Source organism: Dactylosporangium sp. CA-233914 (assembly GCF_050942935.1).
Taxonomy (GTDB): domain Bacteria; phylum Actinomycetota; class Actinomycetes; order Mycobacteriales; family Micromonosporaceae; genus Dactylosporangium.
In genome coordinates, this window is sequence record NZ_CP192030.1 from 6,270,985 (window position 1) to 6,293,435 (window position 22,451).

The 22,451-nt window shown below is 73.3% G+C and carries 23 protein-coding genes; 9 read left to right on the top strand and 14 right to left on the bottom strand.

Going from position 1 to position 22,451, the window contains the following annotated elements:
- Positions 1-4 precede the first annotated feature (4 nt).
- Genes ACQPY0_RS27970 through ACQPY0_RS27980 form a run of 3 tightly spaced genes read left to right on the top strand, consistent with a single transcriptional unit; the run spans position 5 to position 3,117 of the window.
- Positions 5-1,378 (top strand): GNAT family N-acetyltransferase, encoded by a 1,374-nt coding sequence (locus tag ACQPY0_RS27970; protein ID WP_432994370.1) that lies wholly within the window; start codon positions 5-7, stop codon positions 1,376-1,378.
- Positions 1,375-2,139 carry an amino acid ABC transporter ATP-binding protein gene (locus ACQPY0_RS27975; RefSeq protein WP_432994372.1) on the top strand — a complete coding sequence of 255 codons (765 nt, stop codon included), beginning with the start codon at positions 1,375-1,377 and terminating at the stop codon, positions 2,137-2,139. The genes ACQPY0_RS27970 and ACQPY0_RS27975 overlap by 4 nt, the downstream gene beginning before the upstream one ends.
- A 15-nt stretch (positions 2,140-2,154) precedes the next feature.
- Positions 2,155-3,117, top strand: a complete 963-nt coding sequence (locus ACQPY0_RS27980) for an ABC transporter substrate-binding protein (protein ID WP_432994374.1) — start codon at positions 2,155-2,157, stop codon at positions 3,115-3,117.
- Positions 3,118-3,130: 13 nt separating this feature from the next.
- Here ACQPY0_RS27980 and ACQPY0_RS27985 read toward each other — a convergent pair whose 3' ends face one another.
- The 12 genes from ACQPY0_RS27985 to ACQPY0_RS28040 form a co-directional block, all read right to left on the bottom strand.
- The gene (locus ACQPY0_RS27985; RefSeq protein WP_432994376.1) at positions 3,131-3,451 is read right to left on the bottom strand and encodes an AzlD domain-containing protein; all 321 of its coding nucleotides are present in this window, start codon (positions 3,449-3,451) and stop codon (positions 3,131-3,133) included.
- Positions 3,448-4,149: an AzlC family ABC transporter permease gene (locus ACQPY0_RS27990; protein ID WP_432994378.1), complete on the bottom strand. Its 702-nt coding sequence runs from the start codon at positions 4,147-4,149 to the stop codon at positions 3,448-3,450. Before ACQPY0_RS27990 ends, ACQPY0_RS27985 begins: the two co-directional genes overlap by 4 nt.
- Positions 4,150-4,236: 87 nt before the next feature.
- Positions 4,237-5,445 (bottom strand): dipeptidase, encoded by a 1,209-nt coding sequence (locus ACQPY0_RS27995; protein WP_432994380.1) that lies wholly within the window; start codon positions 5,443-5,445, stop codon positions 4,237-4,239.
- The gene (locus ACQPY0_RS28000; protein ID WP_432994382.1) at positions 5,442-7,007 is read right to left on the bottom strand and encodes a dipeptide ABC transporter ATP-binding protein; all 1,566 of its coding nucleotides are present in this window, start codon (positions 7,005-7,007) and stop codon (positions 5,442-5,444) included. Before ACQPY0_RS28000 ends, ACQPY0_RS27995 begins: the two co-directional genes overlap by 4 nt.
- Positions 7,004-7,915, bottom strand: coding sequence for an ABC transporter permease (locus ACQPY0_RS28005; protein WP_432994384.1), 912 nt, complete (start codon positions 7,913-7,915; stop codon positions 7,004-7,006). Before ACQPY0_RS28005 ends, ACQPY0_RS28000 begins: the two co-directional genes overlap by 4 nt.
- The gene (locus tag ACQPY0_RS28010) at positions 7,915-8,937 is read right to left on the bottom strand and encodes an ABC transporter permease (protein WP_432994386.1); all 1,023 of its coding nucleotides are present in this window, start codon (positions 8,935-8,937) and stop codon (positions 7,915-7,917) included. The genes ACQPY0_RS28005 and ACQPY0_RS28010 overlap by 1 nt, the downstream gene beginning before the upstream one ends.
- A 13-nt stretch (positions 8,938-8,950) precedes the next feature.
- On the bottom strand, positions 8,951-10,576 hold the full coding sequence (locus tag ACQPY0_RS28015; RefSeq protein ID WP_432994388.1) for an ABC transporter substrate-binding protein: 1,626 nt from the start codon (positions 10,574-10,576) through the stop codon (positions 8,951-8,953).
- A 267-nt stretch (positions 10,577-10,843) separates the two neighbouring features.
- The gene (locus ACQPY0_RS28020) at positions 10,844-11,122 is read right to left on the bottom strand and encodes an ATP-binding cassette domain-containing protein (protein ID WP_432995417.1); all 279 of its coding nucleotides are present in this window, start codon (positions 11,120-11,122) and stop codon (positions 10,844-10,846) included.
- Positions 11,123-11,129: 7 nt separating this feature from the next.
- Positions 11,130-11,507: a winged helix-turn-helix transcriptional regulator gene (locus tag ACQPY0_RS28025; protein ID WP_432994390.1), complete on the bottom strand. Its 378-nt coding sequence runs from the start codon at positions 11,505-11,507 to the stop codon at positions 11,130-11,132.
- Positions 11,508-12,100: 593 nt separating this feature from the next.
- Positions 12,101-12,760 (bottom strand): methionine ABC transporter permease, encoded by a 660-nt coding sequence (locus ACQPY0_RS28030; RefSeq protein WP_432994392.1) that lies wholly within the window; start codon positions 12,758-12,760, stop codon positions 12,101-12,103.
- A 1-nt stretch (position 12,761) separates the two neighbouring features.
- A complete protein-coding gene (locus ACQPY0_RS28035) occupies positions 12,762-13,784 on the bottom strand; it encodes a methionine ABC transporter ATP-binding protein (protein ID WP_432994394.1) in 1,023 nt (340 codons plus the stop codon).
- 2 nt (positions 13,785-13,786) lie between these two features.
- Positions 13,787-14,722, bottom strand: coding sequence for a MetQ/NlpA family ABC transporter substrate-binding protein (locus ACQPY0_RS28040; RefSeq protein WP_432994396.1), 936 nt, complete (start codon positions 14,720-14,722; stop codon positions 13,787-13,789).
- A gap of 91 nt (positions 14,723-14,813) precedes the next feature.
- Between ACQPY0_RS28040 and ACQPY0_RS28045 the strand changes: the two genes are divergently transcribed.
- Entirely contained in the window at positions 14,814-15,587 is a 774-nt protein-coding gene (locus ACQPY0_RS28045) for an SDR family NAD(P)-dependent oxidoreductase (RefSeq protein WP_432994398.1), read from the top strand.
- Positions 15,587-16,660: an SDR family NAD(P)-dependent oxidoreductase gene (locus tag ACQPY0_RS28050; protein ID WP_432994400.1), complete on the top strand. Its 1,074-nt coding sequence runs from the start codon at positions 15,587-15,589 to the stop codon at positions 16,658-16,660. The genes ACQPY0_RS28045 and ACQPY0_RS28050 overlap by 1 nt, the downstream gene beginning before the upstream one ends.
- On the opposite strand, the gene ACQPY0_RS28055 is transcribed toward ACQPY0_RS28050, so the two are convergent.
- Positions 16,608-17,162 (bottom strand): GrpB family protein, encoded by a 555-nt coding sequence (locus ACQPY0_RS28055; protein WP_432994402.1) that lies wholly within the window; start codon positions 17,160-17,162, stop codon positions 16,608-16,610. The two genes, ACQPY0_RS28050 and ACQPY0_RS28055, sit on opposite strands and share 53 nt — an antisense overlap.
- Positions 17,162-17,308: a hypothetical protein gene (locus ACQPY0_RS28060; RefSeq protein WP_432994404.1), complete on the bottom strand. Its 147-nt coding sequence runs from the start codon at positions 17,306-17,308 to the stop codon at positions 17,162-17,164. Before ACQPY0_RS28060 ends, ACQPY0_RS28055 begins: the two co-directional genes overlap by 1 nt.
- A gap of 240 nt (positions 17,309-17,548) precedes the next feature.
- On the opposite strand from ACQPY0_RS28060, the gene ACQPY0_RS28065 reads away from it, so the two are divergent.
- The 4 genes from ACQPY0_RS28065 (at position 17,549) to ACQPY0_RS28080 (ending at position 22,430) form a co-directional block, all read left to right on the top strand.
- Positions 17,549-18,541 (top strand): LLM class flavin-dependent oxidoreductase, encoded by a 993-nt coding sequence (locus ACQPY0_RS28065; protein ID WP_432994406.1) that lies wholly within the window; start codon positions 17,549-17,551, stop codon positions 18,539-18,541.
- The gene (locus ACQPY0_RS28070) at positions 18,538-19,848 is read left to right on the top strand and encodes an LLM class flavin-dependent oxidoreductase (RefSeq protein WP_432994408.1); all 1,311 of its coding nucleotides are present in this window, start codon (positions 18,538-18,540) and stop codon (positions 19,846-19,848) included. The genes ACQPY0_RS28065 and ACQPY0_RS28070 overlap by 4 nt, the downstream gene beginning before the upstream one ends.
- A gap of 1,106 nt (positions 19,849-20,954) precedes the next feature.
- Positions 20,955-22,211 carry an MFS transporter gene (locus tag ACQPY0_RS28075; RefSeq protein WP_432994410.1) on the top strand — a complete coding sequence of 419 codons (1,257 nt, stop codon included), beginning with the start codon at positions 20,955-20,957 and terminating at the stop codon, positions 22,209-22,211.
- A 33-nt stretch (positions 22,212-22,244) separates the two neighbouring features.
- Positions 22,245-22,430 (top strand): hypothetical protein, encoded by a 186-nt coding sequence (locus ACQPY0_RS28080; RefSeq protein ID WP_432994412.1) that lies wholly within the window; start codon positions 22,245-22,247, stop codon positions 22,428-22,430.
- Positions 22,431-22,451: the final 21 nt, after the last annotated feature.

Below are 22,451 nucleotides of genomic sequence, written 5' to 3' on the forward strand. Positions count from 1 at the left end.
CGGTATGGTCGACGTGCTGGCCGACCGCGGCCTCGCGATTCGATACAGCACGCCGCTCGACCCGCTGGCCGAGCCGCTGTTGCACGAGCTCGACGAGGAATACCACACTCGATACGGGCCCAACGAGGAGATGCGGCGGCATTCGCCCGACGAGTTCGCCGGCCCCGACGGGGCATTCCTGCTCGTGCTCGACGACGGGCGGGCCGTGGCCGGCGGGGCGTTCCGCCGCTACGACGCCGACACCGCAGAGCTCAAGCGGGTGTGGACACACCGGCCGCTGCGGCGAACCGGGCTCGCCTCCGCGGTGCTGCGCGAGCTGGAGGCCGAGGCGGCCCGGCGCGGGTACCGGCGGATCTACCTGACCACCGGGCCGCGGCAGCCGGAGGCGATCGCGCTCTACCAGCGCGCCGGCTACCGCCCGCTCTTCGATCCGGCCGACCCGCCGCAGGACGACCTGGCGTTCGAGAAGCGCCTCGACGACCCCGGGGACCTCAAGGTCGTCCCGGCCCGCTACCCGTGGCGGTGGATCGCCACCGCCGTCGTCGCGGTGCTGCTCGCCATGGCCGGGCACGCCCTCGTCACCAACCCGGCGTGGGACTGGAAGGTCGTCGGGGAGTACCTGTTCTACGAGACCATCCTGCGCGCCGTCTGGCTGACGCTGAAGCTCACCGCGCTCGGCATCGGGTTCGGCTTCGCCATCGGCACCGTGCTCGCGCTCATGCGGCTGTCCCGGGTGCCGCTGCTGACCTCGGTCGCCTGGACCTACGTGTGGATCTTCCGGTCCGTCCCGCTGATCCTGCAGCTGCTGTTCTGGTACAACCTCGCGATCCTGTACCGCACGCTGTCCTTCGGCATCCCGTTCGGCCCGGCGTTCGCCGAGGTCGCCACCATGGACCTGATCGGGCCGCTGACCGCCGCGAGCCTCGGCCTCGCGCTGCACCAGGGCGCCTACGCGGCCGAGATCGTGCGGGCCGGCGTGCTCTCGGTCGACCAGGGCCAGCTGGAGGCCGCATCCGCGCTGGGGATCCCGCGGTGGCGCCAGGTCCGCCGGATCGTGCTGCCGCAGGCGATGCGCGCCATCGTCCCGACCGCCGCCAATGAGATCGTCGGGCTGGTCAAAGGGACCTCGGTGGTGTACATCATGGCCCTGCCCGAGCTCTTCTACCAGGTTCAGGTCATCTACAACCGCAACGGCCGGGTGATCGCGCTGCTGCTCGTGGCGACCATCTGGTACATGATCATCACGTCGATCCTGTCGATCGCGCAGTTCTACGTCGAGCGGTACTACGCCCGGGGCAGCACCCGCGTGCTCCCGCCGACGCCGCTGCAGCGCCTGCGCGCCGCCGTCGCGGCCCGAAGCGCCGGACGGCGCCGATGAGCGCGGTGATGGTCGACGTCCGTGGCGTGCACAAGAGCTTCGGCGCGCTGCACGTGCTGCGCGGCATCGACCTGCGGGTCCGTACCGGCGAGGTCACGGTCGTGCTCGGCCCCTCCGGCTCGGGCAAGTCGACCCTGCTGCGCAGCATCAACCACCTGGAACGGGTCGACCGCGGCTACGTCAGCGTCGACGGGCAGCTCATGGGCTACCGCCGGGCCGGAAATCGGCTGCACGAGCTCAAGGAGCGGCAGATCCTCAAGCAGCGGACCCGGATCGGGTTCGTGTTCCAGAACTTCAACCTGTTCCCGCACCTCACCGCGCTGGAGAACATCGCCGAGGCGCCGATCTCGGCGCAACGGCGGCCCCGGGCGCAGGCCCACGCCGAGGCCGAGGCGCTGTTGCGGCGCGTCGGGCTGCTGGAGAAGGCGCAGGTGTACCCTCGGCAGCTCTCCGGCGGCCAGCAGCAGCGCGTCGCCATCGCCCGGGCCCTCGCCCTGCGCCCGAAGGTCGTGCTCTTCGACGAGCCGACCTCCGCCCTCGACCCGGAGCTCGTCGGCGAGGTCCTCGACGTCATGCGTGACCTCGCCCGCGGCGGCACGACGATGATCGTCGTCACCCACGAGATCGGCTTCGCCCGCGAGGTCGCCGACACCGTGGTCTTCATGGACGCCGGCCGCATCGTCGAGCAGGGCCCGCCGTCCGCGGTGCTCGACCACCCCCGCCACGAGCGCACCCGCGCCTTCCTGGGCCGGGTGCTGTAAGCATTTGGAGGAGCCTTGCCCCGCTTCCCGCGCCTCGCCCCGGCCGTGCTGGCCCTGCTGTTGCTCGCCGCGTGCGGCACCCCCAGCGACATCGCTGCCGGCGGCTCGACCCCATCGGCCGGCCCGCTCCTGGTGAACCTGAGCCCGCAGCAGCATCGCGTCCGGGCCGAGAAGATCGACGCCATCGCCGCCCAGGTGCCCGCCGCCATCCGCGACAAGGGTGAGCTCGTCGTGGGCGTGAACCCGGACGGCGCTCCGCCGCTTGAGTTCCTGGCCACCGACGACCGCACGCTCATCGGGTCCGAGCCCGACATCGCCCAGCTCGTCGCCGACGTGCTCGGCCTGAAGCTGGTGCTGGAGAACACGTCCTGGGAGAACCTGTTCCTGTCGGTGCGCTCCGGCAAGTACCACCTCGGCTTCTCCAACATCACCGTGACCGAGGAGCGCAAGGACCTCTACGACTTCGCGACGTACCGCGTCGACCAGCTGGCCTGGGAGGTCCGCAAGGACGGCAAGATCACCAAGATCACGGGCCCGGCCGACATCGCCGGCCTCAACGTGTCGGTGGCCTCCGGCACCAACCAGGAGAAGATCCTGCTGGCCTGGGACGAGGAGAACAGGAAGGCCGGCCGCAAGCCCGTCAACATCTCGTACTTCGAGTCCTCCGACTACCAGCTGGCGCTGCGCTCGGGCCGCACCGACGCCCACTTCGGCCCGAATCCGACGGTCGCCTACCACGTGGCGGTCGCCGGTGAGACCCGGATCGCGGGCACGTACTCCGGCGGCGCCAGCATCGACGGGCGGATCGCGGCGATGACGGTGAAGGGCAGCGGTCTGGTCGAACCGGTGGCGGCGGCGCTGAACGCGGTCATCAAGGACGGCAAGTACACCGAGGTGCTCGGGCGCTGGGGGCTGTCGAACGAGGCCATCCCGCAGGCCCTGGTCAACCCGCCGGGCCTGCCCCGCGAGAACACCTGAGGCCGGCAGGCCCTCAGCCGAGGGCGTGCAGCAGGACGCGCAGCGCGGCGGTGCCGGCGATGGCCGCCGCGATGCACGTCAGGTGCGAGCGGCGCAGTGCCCGCAGGGCGATGGCGACACCCAGCCCCGGCAGCACGGTCCAGTCGAACCCCCGCCAGCCCGGCCCGAGCAGATCGACCGTCAGCAGGGCGGCGAGCAGGACCACCGGCAGGGCGTCGGCCACGGTCTGCAGCCGAGGCGGGAACGCCCGGCCGCCGAGCATCGCCGGGCCGATGGCCTTGAACAGGGCGTTGATGCCGGCGAGGGCGACCGTGGCGATGATCAGGGTGGTCACGGCCGCTCCTCGGTCCGGGCCGACGGGTGCAGGGCGAGGGCCGCGGCGACCGCCGCGAGCGTCAGCGCGATCCCGGGCGGCAGGAACCGGCAGGTGGCGGCGATCACGGCCGCCGCCAGGCCGGCCGGCGCCAGCCGGGGACGGGCCCGCAGCGAGTCGTAGAGCAGCAGGCCGAAGAAGCCCGGGAAGATGACGTCCAGGCCCGTGATCCAGAGCGCCTCGCCGCCCGGCACGAGCAGCGCGCCGAGGGCGGTGCCGAGGATCCAGGCCGGCCACTGCACCAGGGTCGCGCCGAACATCAGGTGCCGGTCCAGGCCGCCGCCCGGGCGCTGGGCGGCGACCCACGAGCCGTCGACGACGGCCTGACCCTGCGCGGCCCGGCGCAGCGGCCCGCCCGGCAGGAAGCGGGCGGTGGCCGCGGCCATCGGCACGAAGCGCAGGTTCATCAGCGCCGCGCTGGTGAGCGCCGGGCCGAGCCCGCCGCCGGCCAGCGCGGTCACGAGCGCGAACTGGGCCGACCCGGAGAACACGACGGCGGAGGTCACGATGGCCAGCAGCGGGGGCCAGCCGTGGGTCACCGCGAACGCGCCGAAGCCCACGGCGAGCAGGAAGGCCCCGGCGGCCAGGCCGATCCCGACCCGCAACCCCCGCGCCCAACCGGCCCGGACGGCCATATGCCGCTCATGCTCCACGGCCATGGCGTCACCTCGTCCAGCCGACGTCGACGTACTGCCGGTCGCTGCCGACGGTCAGCTGGGTCTCGTTCCAGCGGGCGCCCGCGCGCATCACAGCGCCGGCCAGAGCGGGTTCTCGGCCGCGTCCTCCGCGTCGCGCAGGACGCGCAGGATGTTGCGGCCCGTCAGTGCCTCCAGGTCGGCGGCGCTCCAGCCGCGGGCTGCCAGTTCGGCGAGCAGGCGCGGGTAGCCGGAGACGTCCGACAGCTCGGCCGGCTGCCGGTCCACGCCGTCGTAGTCGCCGCCCAGGCCGATGTGGTCGATCCCGGCGACGTCGCGGGCGTGTTCGACGTGGTCGGCGACCTGGGCCAGGGTCACCTCCGGGCGCGGATTCGCGGCCAGCCACCGGGCGAAGCGCGCGTCGAGCGGGTACGAAGCGGCCGCCTGCTCCGCGGCCAGGGAGGACGACGGCTCGCCGGGGCGGGGCGCCCGGGGCCAGGTCCACGGCTCGGCCGGCAGGCCCAGGCGCCGGCGTTCGGCGCCGGCCGCGGCGGTCCAGGTGGCGACGTCGGCGGAGACGAAGGCCGGCACGAAGGTGATCTGGACAACGCCGCCGTTGGCCTTGAGCAGGTGCAGCTCCGCGTCGGCGACGTTGCGCGGGTGGTCGTTGACCGCGCGGGCCGAGGAGTGGCTGAAGATGACCGGGGCGTTCGACGCCTCGAGCGCGGCGCGCTGGGTGGTCGCGGCCACGTGGGACAGGTCGACCAGGATCCCGAGGCGGTTGAGCTCGGCGACGATTGCGCGGCCCTCGTCGCTCAGGCCGCCGACGGTAGGCTCGTCCGTGGCCGAGTCGGCCCAGGCGGTGTTGTCGTTGTGGGTCAGCGTCACGTACCGCACGCCGAGGCGGGCGTAGGAACGCAGCACACCCAGCGAGCGGGCCAGGCTGTGGCCGCCCTCGACGCCGATCAGCGACGCTATCTGTCCGCTCTGGATGGCGCGCCTGACCTCGGCGGCGGTGCGCGCGATCGCGAACGTCTCGGGGTAGGCGGCGGCGAGGCGGTACACGGCGTCGATCTGCTCCAGGGTGGCGACCACGGCGTCCGGTTCGGGCAGGTTCGACGGCACGTACACCGACCAGAACTGCCCGCCGACACCGCCGGCGCGCAGGCGGGGGATGTCGGTGTGCAGCTCCGGGCGGCCGTCTCGCAGGCCGTCGACGCCGTAGCCGGTCCGGGCCCGCAGTGCGGTCGGCAGGTCGTTGTGCCCGTCGATGACCGGCATCGCGGCGAGCACCCGTTCGACGAGAGCGGCGGCGTTCATCGGGCCGCCGTCCGGGGCTGCGCGGCGGCGACCAGCCGGCGGGTGTACGGATGCCGCGGGTCGTGGAAGACCTGATGGGTCTCGCCGGTCTCGACGGCGCGGCCGTGATGCAGGACCATGACCCGGTCGGCGACGGTCTCCACGACGGCGAGGTCGTGGCTGATGAACAGGGCGGCGAAGCCGAGTTCGCGGTGCAGGCGCATGAGCAGCTCCAGGATTCTGGCCTGGACGGAGACGTCCAGGGCCGAGGTCGGTTCGTCGGCGATGAGCAGCCGCGGCTCCAGCGCGAGGGCGCGGGCGAGGCCGGCGCGCTGGCGCTGGCCGCCGCTGAGCTCGTGGGGATACCGCCCGGCGTGCCCGGCGGGCAGCTCGACGAGCTCCAGCAGCTCGCCGACCCGGGCGCGGACCGCGGTGCGGTCGAGGTCCCGGCGGTGCACCCGCAGCGGCTCGGCGATGCTCGCGCCGATGGTCAGCAACGGGTTGAAGCTGGTGGCGGGGTCCTGGAAGACGTACCCGACCCGCCCGGCCGGCGCCCGCACGTCCAGGGTGCCGGCGGTGACGGGGACGAGCCCGGCGACGGCCCGCGCGATGGTGGTCTTGCCGGACCCGCTCTCCCCGACCAGGCCGAGCACCTCGCCGGCCACGATTCGCAGGTCCACCCCGTCGACGGCGCGGGCGCCGCCCCGCCCGAGCTGCCGTGGGTACTGCACCGCCAGCCCCTCGGCCACGACAACCGGTTCGCCGCCGGCCGCCGGGCCGGTCCGGGCCGCCGCCGCGCCGGGCGCCGGGATCGCGGCCAGCAGTTCCCGCGTGTAGTCGTGGGCGGGCTCGGTGAACAGGGCGCCGGCCGGGGCCGACTCGACGATCCGCCCCCGGCGCATGACCGCCACCCGGTCGGCGACGGCCGCCACGACGCCCATGTCGTGGGTGATCAGCAGGATGCCGGTGCCGAAGTCGTCGCGGCAGCGCCGCAGCAGGTCCAGGATCTCCGCCTGTACCGTCGCGTCGAGCGCGCTCGTCGGCTCGTCGGCCACGATGAGCCGGGCGTTGAGGGCGAGGGCCGCCGCGATGACGACCCGCTGCCGCTGGCCGCCGGAGAACTGGTGCGGGTAGTGCGCCACGCGCCGGTGCGGCTCGGGGATGCCGACCGCATCGAGGAGCTCGACCGCGCGGGCGCGCCGGGCCGCCCGCCCGCCGACGCCGTGCGCGCGCAGCCCCTCGGCGATCTGCCAGCCGACCGGATACACCGGGTTGAGGGCCGTCGACGGCTCCTGGAACACCATGGCGGCAGCGGCCCCGCGCAGCCGGCGCAGGGTCCGCGCGTCGGCGCCGACGACCTGGGTGCCGCCGAGCTCGACGCTGCCGGTGACCGTGGCGGTGCGGGGGAGCAGGCCGAGGACGGCGTTCGCGGTGGCGGTCTTGCCGCTGCCGCTCTCGCCGACCAGCGCGACGATCTCGCCGGCGCCGACCGCCAGGTCGAGCCCGTCGACCGCGGTCACGTGGCCGCGGCCCACCGCGAAACGGACCCGCAGGCCCTCGATGCGCACCAGTGCCTCGCTCATGGCGACCGCCTCCGCCTGGTCTGGCTCGATGGTGCTGCGCGGCGATCGACCCGGACCAGGCGCCGCAGCCGGGGGTCGGTCAGGTCGTTGAGGCTCTCGCCGATCAGCGTGAGGCCGAGGACCGTGAGCACGATCGCGACGCCGGGCGGCACGGCGGTCCACCAGATCCCGGCGGTCACGTCCGGCACCGACTTGTTCAGGTCGTAGCCCCACTCGGCGGCCGAGTTCGGCTCGACGCCGAAGCCCAGGAAGCCCAGCCCGGCCAGGGTGAGGATCGCCTCCGAGGCGTTGACGGTGACGAGCACCGGCAGGCTGCGCAGGGAGTTGCGCAGAACGTGGCGGAGCATGATGCGGCCGTGGCCGGCCCCGATGACCCGGGCCGCGTCGACGAACGCCTCGCCCTTGACCCGGACCACCTCGGCCCGCACGACCCGCAGGTACTGCGGCACGAACACGACCGTGACCGACACCGCGGCCGCGGCCAGGCCCCCGGCGAGGCTGGAGCGGCCGTGGCTGACCACGATCGCGACGAGGATGGCCAGCAGCAGGGACGGGAAGGCGTAGACGGCGTCGGCCGCCCCGGCCAGCAGCCGGTCGAGCCGGCCGCCGACGTAGCCGGCGACGAGGCCGAGCAGGACGCCGCCGACGAGGGGCAGCGTGACCGCCGCGAGGATGACCAGCAGCGCCGTCCGGGCGCCCCACACGGTCCGCGAGAGCACGTCGTAGCCGGTGACCGTGGTCCCGAGGAGGTGGCCGCCGCCGGGGTGGCGCTGAGCGCCGAACAGCACCCCGCCGTCCTGCAGCTGGGCGAAGCCGTGCGGCGCGAGGACCGGTGCCAGCAGTGCGGCCAGGACGAACCCGCCGGCGAGCCCGCCACCGGCCAGCATCATCGCGCGCTGCGCCCCCATCAGTACCGCACTCTCGGGTCGATGAGGGCCGCCACCGCGTCGACGAGGAAGTTCGTCACCGCGACGACGACGGCGAAGACGGCGACGAGCGCCTGCACGGCGACGAAGTCCCGGGCGGTCAGGTAGTGCGCGAGCTCGAAGCCCAGCCCCTTCCACTCGAACGTCGTCTCCGTCAGCACCGCGCCGCCGAGCAGCCCGGCGATCTGCAGGCCCAGGACGGTGATGACCGGTACCAGCGCCGGGCGGGTGGCGTGCCGGTTGCGCAGGCGGCGCTCGGGGACACCGCGGGAGCGGGCGGCGGTGACGTACCCGGTGGCGAGCGTGGCGACGACGTTGGCCCGCACGAGCCGCAGGAAGACGCCGGCGACGAGCAGGCCCAGGGCGACGGCGGGCAGGACGGCGTGGTGCAGCACGTCGAGCACCGCGCCGCCGTCGCCGCTGCGCAGCGCGTCGACGAGGTAGATGCCGGTCACGCTGGAGCGCTGGGCGAGCTCCAGCTGCACGTCGGTGCCGGCCCGCCCGGCGACCGGGAACCAGCCCAGCCACACGGAGAAGACCAGCTTCAGCAGCAGCCCGACGAAGAACACCGGGGTGGCGTAGGCGAGGATCGCGAACACCCGCAGGGCGACGTCCGGCGCGCGGTCGCGGTAGTAGGCGGCGAGCCGGCCCAGCGGCAGCCCGACGAGGATCGCGATCAGCAGCGCGTATGCGGCCAGCTCCAGCGTGGCCGTGCCGTAGCTGCCGAGCAGGTCGCCGATGGAGCGGTTGTCGGTCGCCGTGCGGCCCAGGTCGCCGGTGGCCACGCCCTTGAGGTACTCCAGGTACTGCACCAGCAGCGGCCGGTCGTAGCCCGCCTGGTGCAGCCGCTGCTGCAGCTGGGCGGGCGGCAACCGGTCGCCGAAGGCGTTGCTGACCGGGTCCCCGGTGAGCCGCATGAGGAAGAACACCGCGGTCACCAGGGCGAAGACGGTCGGGAAGATGAGCGCGAAGCGCACCAGCAGGTAGCGGGCCAGGCCGGGCACGGGTGGCCGCCGCTCAGCGCTTCGCGAGCTCGGCCCAGCGGAACTGGTACGCGCTGTCGAGTTTTGGCGGCACGCCGTCGATCGTGGCGCGGGTGACGATCGCGGTGGAGCCCTGCAACAGCGGCACGATCGGCACGGCCTTGGCCACGCCGTCCTGGATCTGCTTGAGCACCGCGGTGCGCCTGGCCGGGTCGGCCTCGGTCTGCTCCTGCTTGATGAGCTCCCGCACGGCCGGGTCGTCGTAGCCGTTGTTGACCCAGTTGCCGGCGGCGAAGAACGAGCCGACGTAGTTGTCGGCGTCGAGGTAGTCGGCGTACCAGCCGAGCTGGTAGGCGGGGTACTGGTCGGCGACGCGCTGCTTGCCGTACTGTGCCCACTCGGTCGACTGCAGGGTGACCTTGAACAGCCCGCTCGCCTCCAGCTGGGTCTTGATGAGCGCGTACTCGTCCTCCGACGAGGAGCCGTAGTGGTCGGTGTTGTACTGCAGGTTGAGGCTCACCGGTGTCGTGACGCCGGCGGCGCCGAGCAGCCCGGCGGCCGCGGTCTTGTCCGGCCCGCCGTTCTTGTCGCCGTACAGGGCCTTGAGCGACTCCGTGGCGCCGGTGATGCCCTGCGGCACGGAGGAGTACAGCGGCTGGAGCGTGCCCTTGTAGACCTGTTCGGCGAGCTGTCCGCGGTCGATCAGCGAGGCGACGGCCTGGCGCACGGCGAGCGCCTTGGCCGGGTCGGCCTGCGGGGTGGCCGAGCCGTAGGGCTGGGTCTTGAGGTTGAACACGATGAAGCGGATGCCGTTGCCGGAGCCGGTGTGCACCACGACCTCGGGCCGGGTGCCGAGGTCCTGCAGGTCGGGGATGGTCAGGGTACGGTAGGCGACGTCGATGTTGCCCTGCTGGATGTCGAGCTTGAGGTTGCTCGCGGCCGTGTAGTACTTCAGCACGACGCCGGTGTTCCGCGGGGCGCCGAGGCTGCCGCCGTAGGCCGGGTTGACGCTGAAGGACACGACGGAGTTCTTGGTGTAGCTGTCGATGACGTACGGGCCGGACCACGGCTTGGCGGCGACCACGGCGTCGTCGTCGAGGATCTTGTCGGCCGGGAACACCTGCTCGTCGACGACGAGGCCGGCGGCGGTCGTGAGCACCTGCGGGAAGAGGCTGTCGTTGGCCGACTTGAGCGTGAACTCGACGGTGTCCGGGGCGGGCGCGGCGACCGACTCGAGGTTGTACAGCAGCGACGAGGGCCCGTTCTTGTCGGCGATCCTCAGCTGCCGGTCGAAGCTGAACTTGACGTCCGAGGCGGTCAGGTCGTGGCCGTTGGCGAACTTGAGCCCGGGTTTCAGGCGCACGGTGTACTTCGTGGGCGCGCTCAGCGCGATCGAGGCGGCGAGGTCGGGCTTGGCGTCGGTGGCGCCGTTGGGGGCGCTGAGCAGGGTCGCGTACACCTCGGTCTCGACGGTGCCGGAGCCCGCGTCCCAGGAGCCCGCCGGGTCGATGCTGGAGACCTGGTCGGTGGTGCCGATCGTGATGCTCTTGCCGCCGGCGGCCGACGGGTCGGCGCCGGAGGTGTCCGTGGTGCAGGCGGCCAGGGTCAGCAGCGCGGCGAGCGCCGCGACGCCCGCGACGGGCGGTGAGGTTCGGGGCATGAGCCGACGCTACGGATCGCGGATTAAACTATCCTTCCTATCTGAATAAGGGAGATTTACATTCACGAGTGCCGTTCAGAACGCGGGCCGGCACGGCGGCGGGTGTACGGGTGGCTCGGGTGTTCGAGAACGTCGTCCGCCGGGCCGCGCTCGACGACCTCGCCGTCCCGCATCACCAGGACCTCGTCGCTGAGGTGCCGGATCGCGGCCAGGTCGTGGGAGATGAACGCCGTGGTCGGCCGGTAGCCGGGCGAGCAGCTCGAGGATCTACACGTCCGGAGCCGACACCGGCTCGTCGCGCACCGGCAGCTCCGGCCCGGGAGCGAGGGCCTGGGCGATCGCGACCCGCTGCCGTTGCCCGCCGGACATCTCGGCCGGGCGGCGCTCGGCCGGCGAGGCCGGCAGCCCCACCGTCTCCAGCAGCTCGGCGACCCGGCGGCGCCGGGTGGCGGGATCGCAGAGCGCCGGCAGGGCCTCGCCGACCACTTGCCCTGCGGTGAACCGCAGGCCGAACGAGCCCGGCGGGTCCTGCTGGATGAGCTGGATGCGGCCGTCACATGTGCGTGGCGCGGCGGCGCAGCACGGTGTGGCCGTGCTCTTCCACCCACCGGGCGAGGCCGTCGACCGGCTCGAGCAGTGTGCGCCCGAGCGGGGTCAGCGCGTATTCCACCCGCGGCGGCACCTCCGCGTGCACGCTGCGCGCGACGAGCCCGTCACGCTCCAGGTCGCGCAGCGTCTTGGTGAGCATGCGGTGCGAGATGCCCGCGACCCGCCGCTGGATCACGGTGAACCGCTGCTCCCCGTCGACGAGGGCGGCGACGACGGCAAGCGTCCACTTGTCGCCGATCGTGGTCAGCAGGCCGCGCAGCAGCTGCCGCAGATCGTCGTCCCGGCATGTGGACAACGTCGTTTCCGAGCTCGGAGTCGTCACCGCTGCTCCCTTCCAAGACGCACCTCGAGGTGCCTGACGCGGAAATAGTGCCTCTTCCCGACCGGGAATCCAGGCTGCCACCGGATCGCTCGGCCTGTCGAGACCTACCAACACCGTGAGGAGTCACATCAACATGACCAGGATCGCCATCATCGTCGCCAGCGTCCGGCCGCACCGACGCCGAGCTCGAGCTCGTCGACCACCCGCTGCCGCACCTCAACGAGCCCGTCCCGCCCTCCGGCGGGCAGTACGCCAACGGGCACACCAAGGCGTGGTCGCAGGTCATCGCCGGCTTCGTCGGCTACGGCGTGGTGCTCGACCGCCCGGGCGGTCGAGCACCTGCGGCTGATCGCGGCGGAGCTGCACCTGGCCACGGTCCGCTCGCAGGTCGCGCTGTCGTGCTACACCGACTTCGAGAACTTCACCACGCCGCGGCCCGGCCCGCACCAGTTCGACGCGCTGCGCGCCACCCTGGACCAGGTCGTGGCCTGGTCGAAGGCGTTGGCCACGCCGCGCCCGTGAGCGCCCGGCCCGGTGGCGGTCGCGCGTCTCCCCGCGCGGGCGCCACCGGGCCCTGGCCGTGGGCGGCCCCATCAGCGGCGCAGGGCGCGGCGGGCCAGGGCGTTGCCGAGGAACTGGCCGGCCTGGACGATGACGATGATGGTGGCCACGGAGATGTACACGACCGGCCAGTTGTAGCGCTGCGAGCCGTACGTGACCGCGAAGTCGCCCAGGCCGCCGCCGCCGAACAGGCCCGCCTGAGCCGACATGTCCACGACGCCGACGAAGATGAACGTGTAGCCCAGGATCACCGGGCCGAGCGCCTCCGGGACGACCACGGTGAGCAGGATGCTCAGCGGGCGGGCGCCGGTGGCGCGGGCCGCCTCGATGACACCCGGTTCGACGGCGAGCAGGTTCTGCTCGATGATGCGGCTCACGGCGAACGCGGCCGCCAGCGACAGGGCGAAGGTGACCGCGTCGGTGCCGATGGTGGTGCCGATCGTGACCAGCATGAGCGGCTGGATGGCGGTCAGGAAGATCACGAACGGGATCGGTCGTACGACGTTGACGAGCACGTTCACCGCGATGAACACGGCGCGGTTGGACAGCAGGCTGCCGGGGCGGGTCGCGTACAGCACCAGCCCGAGCCCCAGGCCCAGCAGGCCGCCGACCACGACCGAGATGACGACGATGTAGAACGTCTGCCAGATCGCCTCCCGGAAGACCGGCAGGTTGGTCAGGAACTCGTCCACGTCAGGCGTCCTCCTCGCTCGCCTCGACGCCGTCGGTGCGCAGCGCGGCCAGTGCGGCGTCGACCGCGCCGTCGGGGCCGCTCAGCGCGAACGTCAGGCTGCCGACCGGGCGCTCCTGCAGCTCGCTGATGCCGCCGAAGACGATGTCGGCGACCACGCCGTGCTCCAGGAAGGTGCGGGCCAGGGTGGTCTGGATGCCGCCGCGGTCGCGGATGGCGACGGTGACGAGCCGGCCGGGGTGCGTGTGGCGCAGCCGGGCCAGGGTCTGCGGCGACGGGCGGTCGCGCAGGGCGCCGCGCACGAAGTCGGCGGCCGCGGGGCTGCTCGGGTGCGCGAACACGTCGTACACGCTCCCGCTCTCCACGACCCGGCCGCCCTCCATGACCGCGACCCGGTCGGCGACGGCCCGGATCACGTCGAGCTCGTGGGTGATGAGCACGATGGTGACGCCCAGCTCGCGGTTGACCCGGCGCAGCAGGGCCAGCACCTCGGCCGTGGTCCGCGGGTCGAGCGCGCTGGTCGCCTCGTCGGCCAGCAGCAGGGACGGCTCGGTGGCCAGCGCCCGGGCGATGCCGACCCGCTGCTTCTGCCCGCCGGAGAGCCGTTCGGGGTGGTCGTGCGCGCGGTCGAGCAGCCCCACGAAGTCCAGCAGCCGGGCGACCCGCCGGTCCCGCTCGGCGCGGGGGACGCCGGCCACCTTGAGGGGGTAGGCGACGTTGCCGGCGACCGTGCGGGACCGGAACAGGTTGAACTGCTGGAAGATCATGCCGATGTCCCGGCGCACGCCGCGCCGGTCCCGCTCGGGCAGCGCGGAGACCTCGTGCTCGCCGACGAACACCCGGCCGGAAGTCGGGGTCTCCAGCCCGTTGACCGTCCGGATCAGGGTGCTCTTGCCGGCGCCGGACTGCCCGATGATGCCGTACACCTCCCCGCGTGCGACCTCGAGGCTCACGTCGTCGAGCGCCTTCGGCCCGCGCGGGAAGGTCTTGGTGACCCGGCTGAGGCGGACGTGCGGTGCCGCCACTGCTACTTGCCGGCCGCGGTGGCCTGGTCCTGCACCGTCTTGAGCAGCGACTGCAGCTCGCCCGGGGCCACCTGGCGGAAGACCGCGGTGCCGCCGTTGGACTGCTGCACGCCCTGCTCCACCGCGGGGTCGTGGTAGAGCTCGGCCAGCTTGCGGTACGTCGGGTTGTCCTTGTCCGCCGCGCGCGCGACGAAGATGTTGACGTACGGCGCCGCGCTCGCGCCGGCCGGGTCGTCCTGGAAGATGGCGGCCGAGCGGGGCAGGCCGGCGCTGGTGGCGTAGTTGTTGTTCACGATCGCCGCGGCGACCGAGCCGCTCTTGAGCGCACCCGCGGTCTGAGACGCGTCCAGCGTCACCACGTCGACCTTCTTCGAGCTGATGTCCGACGTGCTGGAGAAGGCGGTGCCGCCGTTCTTGAGCGTCACCAGGCCGGCCGCCTGCAGCACCAGCAGGCCGCGAGCCTGATTGATGGCGTCGTTGGGGATGGCGACCTTCGCCCCGGCGGGGAGCGCGGCCGGGGAGGTGGCGCTCAGCGAGTACAACGGAAGCGGGTAGACGGCCGTCGCGCCGATCGGCTGCAGGTCGTCGTGCGCCGTGACGTTGTAGTTGGCCAGATACTGGATGTGCTGGAACTCGTTGAGCTCCAGCTGCTTCTCCTTCAGTGCCGGGTTCGGCTGGCTGTAGTCGTTGAAGTTGACGAGCGTCACGGTCACGTTCAACCGCTGCCTGGCCAGGTCCGCGTAGGTCTTCCAGTAGGGCTGCGACGCGTCGGTGACGCCGATGCGCACGGTCTGTGCGCCGCCCTTGTCGTCGTCGGGGCGGGTGACCACGAAGACGACGACGGCCGCGACGACCACCACGGCCGCGGCGGCGGCGATCCAGGGCCGGCGGCGGGGCCGGCGGGCGGGCAGCTGCGGCTCGTCAATGAGCTCAGACATCACATTTCTCCGGGATGAGGGAGACGCTATAGTAACCTACTATTCCGATGGGGAAAATGTGATGCGAGTTGCGCTGGGGGCGGGAGGCCGGGTGTCCGGACCACGCGGGGCCGCGGTGGTGACCGCCGCCGGCAGCGGCATCGGCCGCGCGGCCGCGGAGCTGTTCGCCGAGCGCGGGTATGGTGTCGTCGCGGTCGACACCGACCCGCGGCGCCTCGCCGAGCTGTCCGAAGTGGATGGTGTCGTGCCGCTGCTCGGCGATGTCGCCCAGGAGCGGACCAACCGCAGGATGGTGCAGCTGGCGGTGGAGCGCTTCGGCCGCCTCGACGCCGCCGTGCTCAACGCCGGCATCGGCGGGGCGCCGCCGCTGGAGGACGACGGCGCGATCGCGGCGCTCGACGCGATGCACGCCGTCAACGTCCGCGGCGCCGCCCTCGGCATCCGGGTGGCGGTCCCCGCCCTGCGCGCGGCCGGCGGGGGCGCGATCGTGGTGACCGCCTCCGTGGCCGGGCTGCGCGGGGATCCCTACACGTGGGCGTACAACACCACCAAGGCCGCGGCCGTGAACCTCGTGCGCTCGGCGGCGCTCGACTACGGGTACCAGGGAATCCGGATCAACGCGATCGCCCCCGGCCTCACCCTCACCGCCCGCACGGCCGCGGTGCACGAGGCCGCCGAGCGGGCCGCCGAGCTGACCCGGCGCATCCCGCTGGGCCGCTGGGCGGACCCGCGGGAGCAGGCGGAGGTCATCTGGTTCCTGGCGTCCCCGGCGGCCTCGTACATCACCGGCGAGGTCCTCGTCAGCGACGGCGGCCTGAGCGCGGGCACCGGCATCTTCCACCCTCAGTCCCTGCAGTCCAGCTGATGCTCGGGCACCCCGGCCGCCCGGTCGCAGGCGAGCCCGACGCCGAGGGCCGCCAGATCCTCGTGCTGCCGTTCGACTCCCTCGATGCCGCCCGGCGCCGGCTGCTCGCCTTCGGCCCGGACGCCGAGGTGCTGGCACCCGCGTCGCTGCGCCACGACCTGCTCGCCGCACCCTGGGGTGTCGTCGCGCGCTACGGCCCGCCCCCCCGAGGTCATGCCGGTGAGCGCGTGAGGACGGTCGTGATCACCGGCGGGACGGACGGCATCGGCCGGGCGCTCGCCGACACGCTGCTGCGCCGGGGCGACCGGGTCGTGGCGATCGCCCGCGATCCGCGCAAGGGCCGGGCCTGGCTCGAGCGGGCCGCCGCGACCGGCGCGGGGGACCGGGCCCGGTTCGTCGCGGCCGACCTCAGCCTCGTGACCGAGGCGAACCGGGCCGGGACCGCGGTCATGGCCGAGGCCGGCGCGGTCGACGCCCTCGTGCTGTGCGCGCGGCGATACCGCAGCGCACGGACGGAGACGGCCGAGGGCGTCGAGGAGAACTTCGCGCTGTTCTACCTGAGCCGGTACCTGCTCGGGCACGGCCTCGCCCCGGCGCTGGCCCGCGCGCCGGACCCGGTCGTGGTCAACGTGGCGGGCCCCGGTGCCCCGCTGGACGTCGTGCGGTGGCGCGACCTCGAGCTGCGCCGCGACTACCACGGCGGCGCGGCGCTGGGCCAGGGCGGCAAGCTCAACGACCTGCTCGGCGTCGCGTTCGCCCAGCGCTACGCCGGCATCGCCTACGTCCTCGTGCACCCCGGCGTGACCGCGACCGGCTTCTGCGGCACCTACGACGCCGAGACGCTCGCCCACGTCGAGACCATGCGGCGCACCGCGAAGCCGGCGGCCGCCGCGGTGCCGCCGATCCTCGCGGCGATCGACGCGCCGCCGGCCGAGCCGCTGACCGCCCTCGTCGAGGGCCGGCGCATCGCCGTCGACGGCCCGGACTTCGACCCCGGCGCGGCGGCGCGGCTGTGGGCGCTCACGAAGGACCGGCTGGGCTCCCTTGCGCCGCACGAAGGACGTCCTCGATGAAGGGGGCCTTGCCGGCGCGGTACCGAGGGCGGTCGCCGTCGTCCGCCGCGGCCAGCGCCGACTTCAGGCGGGCGTACTCGGCGGCCACGCCGGGGTTGGCCCGCAGGTGGTCGCGGAACCGCAGCAGCTGCCCCGGGTTGGGGGACGCGGCCTCCCATACGTGCAGGTGATGGGTCCGCCAGGTGACGCTCGGGAAGCAGAACGACCACTTGCGGCGCTCGGGGTCGCCCGGCTCGGGCGCGTGCACCCAGCGGATGCGGGCGAGCTCCGCCGCGATCCCGGCGGAGCCGTCGTAGTCGCCGATGCGGGCGAGCATGTCGATGATCGGCTTGGCGGGCAGACCGGGGATCGCGGTGCTGCCCACGTGCTCGACCCGGCCGACGAGGTAGTGCGCCAGCGCCGCCTCGACCCGGACCTGTTCGCGGGCGAAGCTGACGGGCCAGCGGTCGTCGTACGAGACCACCTTGATGGGGTCCTGGCGCTCGGCCGGCCGGCCGGGCATCAGGGGCGCCGGGTCCGGTACACCACCGGCGGCGCCAGGTCGTCCGGCCGGGCGCCGGTGATCGGGAGGGCGACGACGACGTACGCCGTGTCGTAGCGGTGACTGTGCACTGTGGAGGGACGCTTGCGGGTCTTCGGCACTGACATCACGAGTCCTCGGGTCGTGGGGTGGGGGAGACGGGGTCGTGCGTCAGGCCGGACAGGAAGCGGACCACACGCGACCGAAGTCGATGTGGTCCCGGGTCCACAGCAGTGCCATGCCTGCGAGTGCAGCCTGCCGGGGCCGGTCCTGTCAACCGGGGCGTCGCGATCGTCACGAAGGATGGACTAATTGCTACTTAGGCGATAGGTTTTGCGGACAACCCCGCGCGGCGGAAGGTTCGCGTCATGTCTCTTGTGCTTGCCGTCGAGGTCGACGGCGGCGGCGCCCACGCGCCGCGGCGGGTCCGGCACGTCGCCGAGGTCGCCGAACGGGCCGGGTTCGCGCTCGTCACCATCGAGGACGACCTGCTGCGGCCCGGCCGGATCGGCGCCGTCGAGCGGGCGGCGTTCATCGCCGCCTCGACCACCGTGCTCTCGGTGGCGCCGGTGGTGTCCACCACCTACACCGAGCCGTTCCACGTCTCCTCCCAGCTCGCCTCCGTCGACCATATCGCCGCCGGGCGGGCCGGCTGGGTCGTCGCCGCCAGCCCGCAGCCCGAGGCGGCCGCCGCCTGGGGGCGACCACAAGCGGATCCCCGGCAGGAGGCCCTGGATGCCGTACGCGTGGTGCGCGCCCTGTGGGACTCGTGGGAGGACGACGCCGTCATCCGCGACGTGGCGACCGGCCGCTACCTCGACCGGGACCGGCTGCACTACGTGGACTTCGCCGGCGCCGCGTACACGGTGAAGGGCCCGGCGATCGTGCCCCGCCCGCCGCAGGGCCAGCTCGTCGTCCTCGCCCGGCCCGGGCTCGTGCCCGACGACGAGGTCGACGTCGCCCTGGTCGGCGGGGCGGATCTGGATGCCGTACGCCGAGCCGCCGGCGCCACCGCCACGCCGCGGACCTTCGCCGAGGTCGAGGTCGCGCTGGACACCGCCGAGGCCGACGGCGCCGACCGGGTCCGCAGCGCACCTTGGGCCTCGGCGGAGCACCTGCGGTACACCGGAAGCGCCGAAGGACTCGTGCGACTGCTGCGGGAACTGGACCCATGGGTCGACGGCGTGCGGCTGCACCCGCTGGCGCTGGACGAGGATCTCGCCGTGCTGTCGCAGCTCGTCGTTCCGGCACTGGTCAAGGAGCGGCTCGCCACGCGGCCGCTGCCCGGCGTCGCGCTGCGCCAGACGCTCGGCCTGCCGCGCCCGCAGAACCGCTTCGCGATCCCGGGAGGCGTCGCATGACCCGCACCGACCCCGCCGACGTGCCCCGCCCGCACGCGCAGGTGCACTTCGGCGTGTTCTTCCAGGGCGTGAACTACTGGACGATCTGGTCGGACCCCGCCAGCGGGTCGCAGATCTCCCCGGAGTCATATCAGCGCGTCGCCCGGACCGCCGAGCGCGGCCTCTTCGACGCGTTCTTCCTCGGCGAGGGGCTGCGGCTGCGCGAGGTCGACGGGCGTATCCACGACCTCGACGTGGCCGGGCGGCCCGACGCGATCACCCAGCTGTCGGCGCTCGCCGCCGTCACCGAGCGCATCGGCCTGGTGTCGACGACCAACACCACGTTCAACGAGCCCGCCGACCTGGCCCGCCGCCTGTCCGGCCTCGACCTGCTCAGCGACGGCCGGGCCGGGTGGAACGTGGTCACCACCGACAACGCGTGGACGGGCGAGAACTTCCGCCGCGGCGGATACCTCGACCACGCCGACCGGTACAAGCGCGCCGAGCAGTTCCTCAGCGCCGCCCGGGCCATCTGGGACGGCTGGCCCGACCCGGTGCGCATCCGCAGCGAGCAGTTCACCATCGACGTGACGCCGAGCCTGCCCCGCAGCCGCCAGGGCCACCCGGTCATCTTCCAGGCCGGCGACTCCAGCGAGGGCCGCGACTTCGCCGCCCGCAACGCCGACGTCATCTTCTCCGCCCACGGCGGCGACTTCGACGACGCCCTCGCGTTCGCCGACGACATCCGCGCCCGGTTGCGGGCCGCCGGCCGCCCCGAGGACGACCTGCGCATCCTGCCGGGCTCCTCGATCGTCGTCGGCGAGACGGAGACAGAGGCGCAGGAGAAGGCGGCGTGGGTCCGGCGGGAGCAGATCACCCCCGCCACGGCCCTGGCCCAGGCCGGGCTGCTGTGGAACCTGGACCTGCGCGGGTACGACCCCGACGGCCCCCTGCCCAAGGACGATCCCCGGCCCCAGGACACCAGCGGCGCGTTCGGCGCGGCCCGTATCGCCGACGCCCAGGCCGTGATCCGCCAGTGGCGCGAGGCGGCGGACGCCAACGGCTGGTCGCTGCGCGAGACCGTCATCCACCTGGGTCAGCGCGCCCGCGGCCACGTCGGCACCCCGCAGGCCCTCGCCGACAAGTTCGCGCACTTCGTCCGGCACGGGGCGCTGGACGGGTTCAACATCTCGCCGCACCTGATCCCGCACGGGCTGGACGACATCGTGAACCTGCTCGTGCCCGCGCTGCAGGAGCGCGGGGTGTACCGCACCGAGTACACCGGCACGACCCTGCGCGAGCACCTCGGCCTGCGCCCCCGGCCCTAGGCGGTGAAGTCGCCCGTCGGCCTTCGCGCTGTTCCAGCTCAGCCGGTACCTGCCCGGGCACGCTCGCACCGGCGCCGGGCCTGGTGCGCCGACACGATCTCGTGCTGCGCCGCGGCTCCCGCGGTGATGCCGGTTCCGCCGGCTGGGAACCGGATGCCCCGGCCAGTGAGCGGCTGCTCCGTACCCCGGCCACCGCGCCAACGCCGACGAGGCCGGCCGGATCGCGCGGGACCGCGGGGTGCGCCCCGCCCGGATGGCCCCGGCGTGGCCGCGCTGCGAGCCGGTCGTGACCGCCCCGCTGGCCGGCGCCGGATCCGCGGGCCGGATCGACGACGCGGTCGCCGCGCTCGACCTCGACCTGGACACCGGGGGGAGATCGACGGGCGGGCGGCGATGATCGGCCTTCCGGGCCGGCCGGGGAGCGCGGTGCTGCCCACGTGCTCGACCCTCCCGACGAGGTGTGCCGCGCAGCGCCGCCTCGACCCGGCGCCCACGGTTTGCGCGTAGAAGTCCCTCGATGCCGTCCGCGTGGCACCGGGACGCCGGACGTTCACTGAGATCGACGTGCTGGACACCGCCGCGGCCGACCCGACCGGGTGCGGCGGGCCTGCCGTGGAATCCGGACCTCAGTGGGCCGGCCCCGACCGGCCCGCTACCCGAGGACGGCCTGGGCCCGCAGGACACCAGCGGCGCTTTCAGGGCCGCCCGCGTCTTCGACGCCCGGGTCGCGATCCGCCATTGGCGCGAGGCCGCGGACGCCGGCGGCTGCTCGCTGCGCGAGACGGTCATCCATCCGGACCGGCGCGCGCCGGCGGCCACGTGGGTTTCCCGCGGTCCTGGCCGAGAAGTTCGGCCGCTTCGTGCCGCACAAGGCGCCCCGCGGCTTCATCGTGAACCCGCTCGTCCCGGCGCTGCGGGGCGCGGGTTCAGCGCAGCGGGTGCACCGGCGCGGCGCTGCGCGAGCACCTCGGTGGCGGTCGCTCGGCGGAGCCGCTCGGTAGCCGCCCCGTCGCGAAAGATTGTTGGTCTTACAGATAGACATAGTAGGATTAACGCGTGAGAGCACGCATGAGTCGCTCGTCCCGGTCGATACTGGGTGGTCGGCGGTGAAGTCGCTGGTCGACCTGCGTCCCATCCGTGAGTTCCCCCTCTTTCGCAGGCTCTGGCTCGGCTCGACGGCCTCCGGCCTGGGCAGCCACTTCACGTCCTTCGCCGTTGTGTACTACGTCTGGACACAGTCGCACAACCCTGCGCTCGTCGGGCTCGTAGGGCTGGCCTCGGCAGTGCCCCTCGTCACCATCGCACTGGTCGGAAGTGCGGTCATCGATCACATCGACCGCCGCCGGCTCGCCCTCACGGTCACCGCCGGGCAGGCGGTCACGAGCCTGCTCATGGTGCTGGTCGCGGCGTCGGCCGGGCGCAACGGCATCTGGCTGATGCTCGGCCTCACCTCGGTCGCCTCGGCCCTGTCCGGCCTGGGTAATCCGGTCCTGCGCAGCGTCGTGCCGGGCCTGCTGCCCGCCGACCGCCTGGCGGCCGGCCTGGCCCTGAATCACCTGTCGTTCCAGGTGACCCTGCTGCTGGGCCCGGTGCTGGCCGGTGCGGTGACGGCAGCCTGGGGCACGACGTGGTGCTTCGTGATCGACGCGGCCAGCTTCCTGGCGGCCCTGGCCGGCATCGCCGGCCTGCCCCGCGCCGGGGCGGCGCCGGCATCCGGCCGGCGTGGATTCCCGGCGATCCGCGACGGGCTCCGGTTCGCGGCGGGCACCCCCGTGGTCCGGGGGGCGTTGCTGGCCGATCTGGCCGCCACCGTCCTGGCGATGCCCATGGCGGTCTTTCCTGTCATCAGCGACGAGCGATACGGGGGATCGCCGCAGGTGCTCGGACTGCTCACCACCGCCGTCGCCGTGGGTGGCGTTGCCGCCTCGGCGTTCTCCGGCGTGGTCACCGGCCTGTCCCGGCCCGGTCGCGCCATGGTGGCCTGTGGCGCGGTGTGGGCCGTCGCGCTGGCGCTGGCGGGCGCGGTCCCGCAGTTGGCGGTCGTGCTGGTGATGCTCGCCGTGGCGGGCGCCGCCGACACCTGGGCAGTGGTGTGTCGCGGAACCCTGGTGCAGTCCGCCACGCCGGAGTCCCTTCGCGGCCGGATCTCGGCCGCGGAACACATCGTCGGCGTGGCGGGCCCGCAGATCGGCGGCCTGCGGGCCGGCCTGGTCGCGGCCGGCACGTCCGGCGGGGCCGCGCTGCTCCTCGGCGGCCTGACCAGTCTCGCCGCCGTCGGATTGATTGCGGTGACGACGCCCGGGCTGCTGGCCGCCCGGGCGGCGGCGGTCGGCGAGCCGGCCGAACCTGAACGCGTGGACTGATCCTCCGCGCACCTCAATCCGGCGCGACCGCATTTGTTCGACGCCGCTTTCCCGTATTTCCGCGCGCTCATTTTCGAATGCGCGGAATTTGCTGTTTCGGGCGCGAAGGAAGTTGAACAGCGTCAATTATCCTGGTCATCTGGGCAGCCCGAAAGCTATGCTTCCGTGGTCTCGCAGGGCGTTTCGGCGCGGCCGGCGGCGTTCGGAGCGGCGCGCTGAAAGCGGCGCGGAATTGAGGGG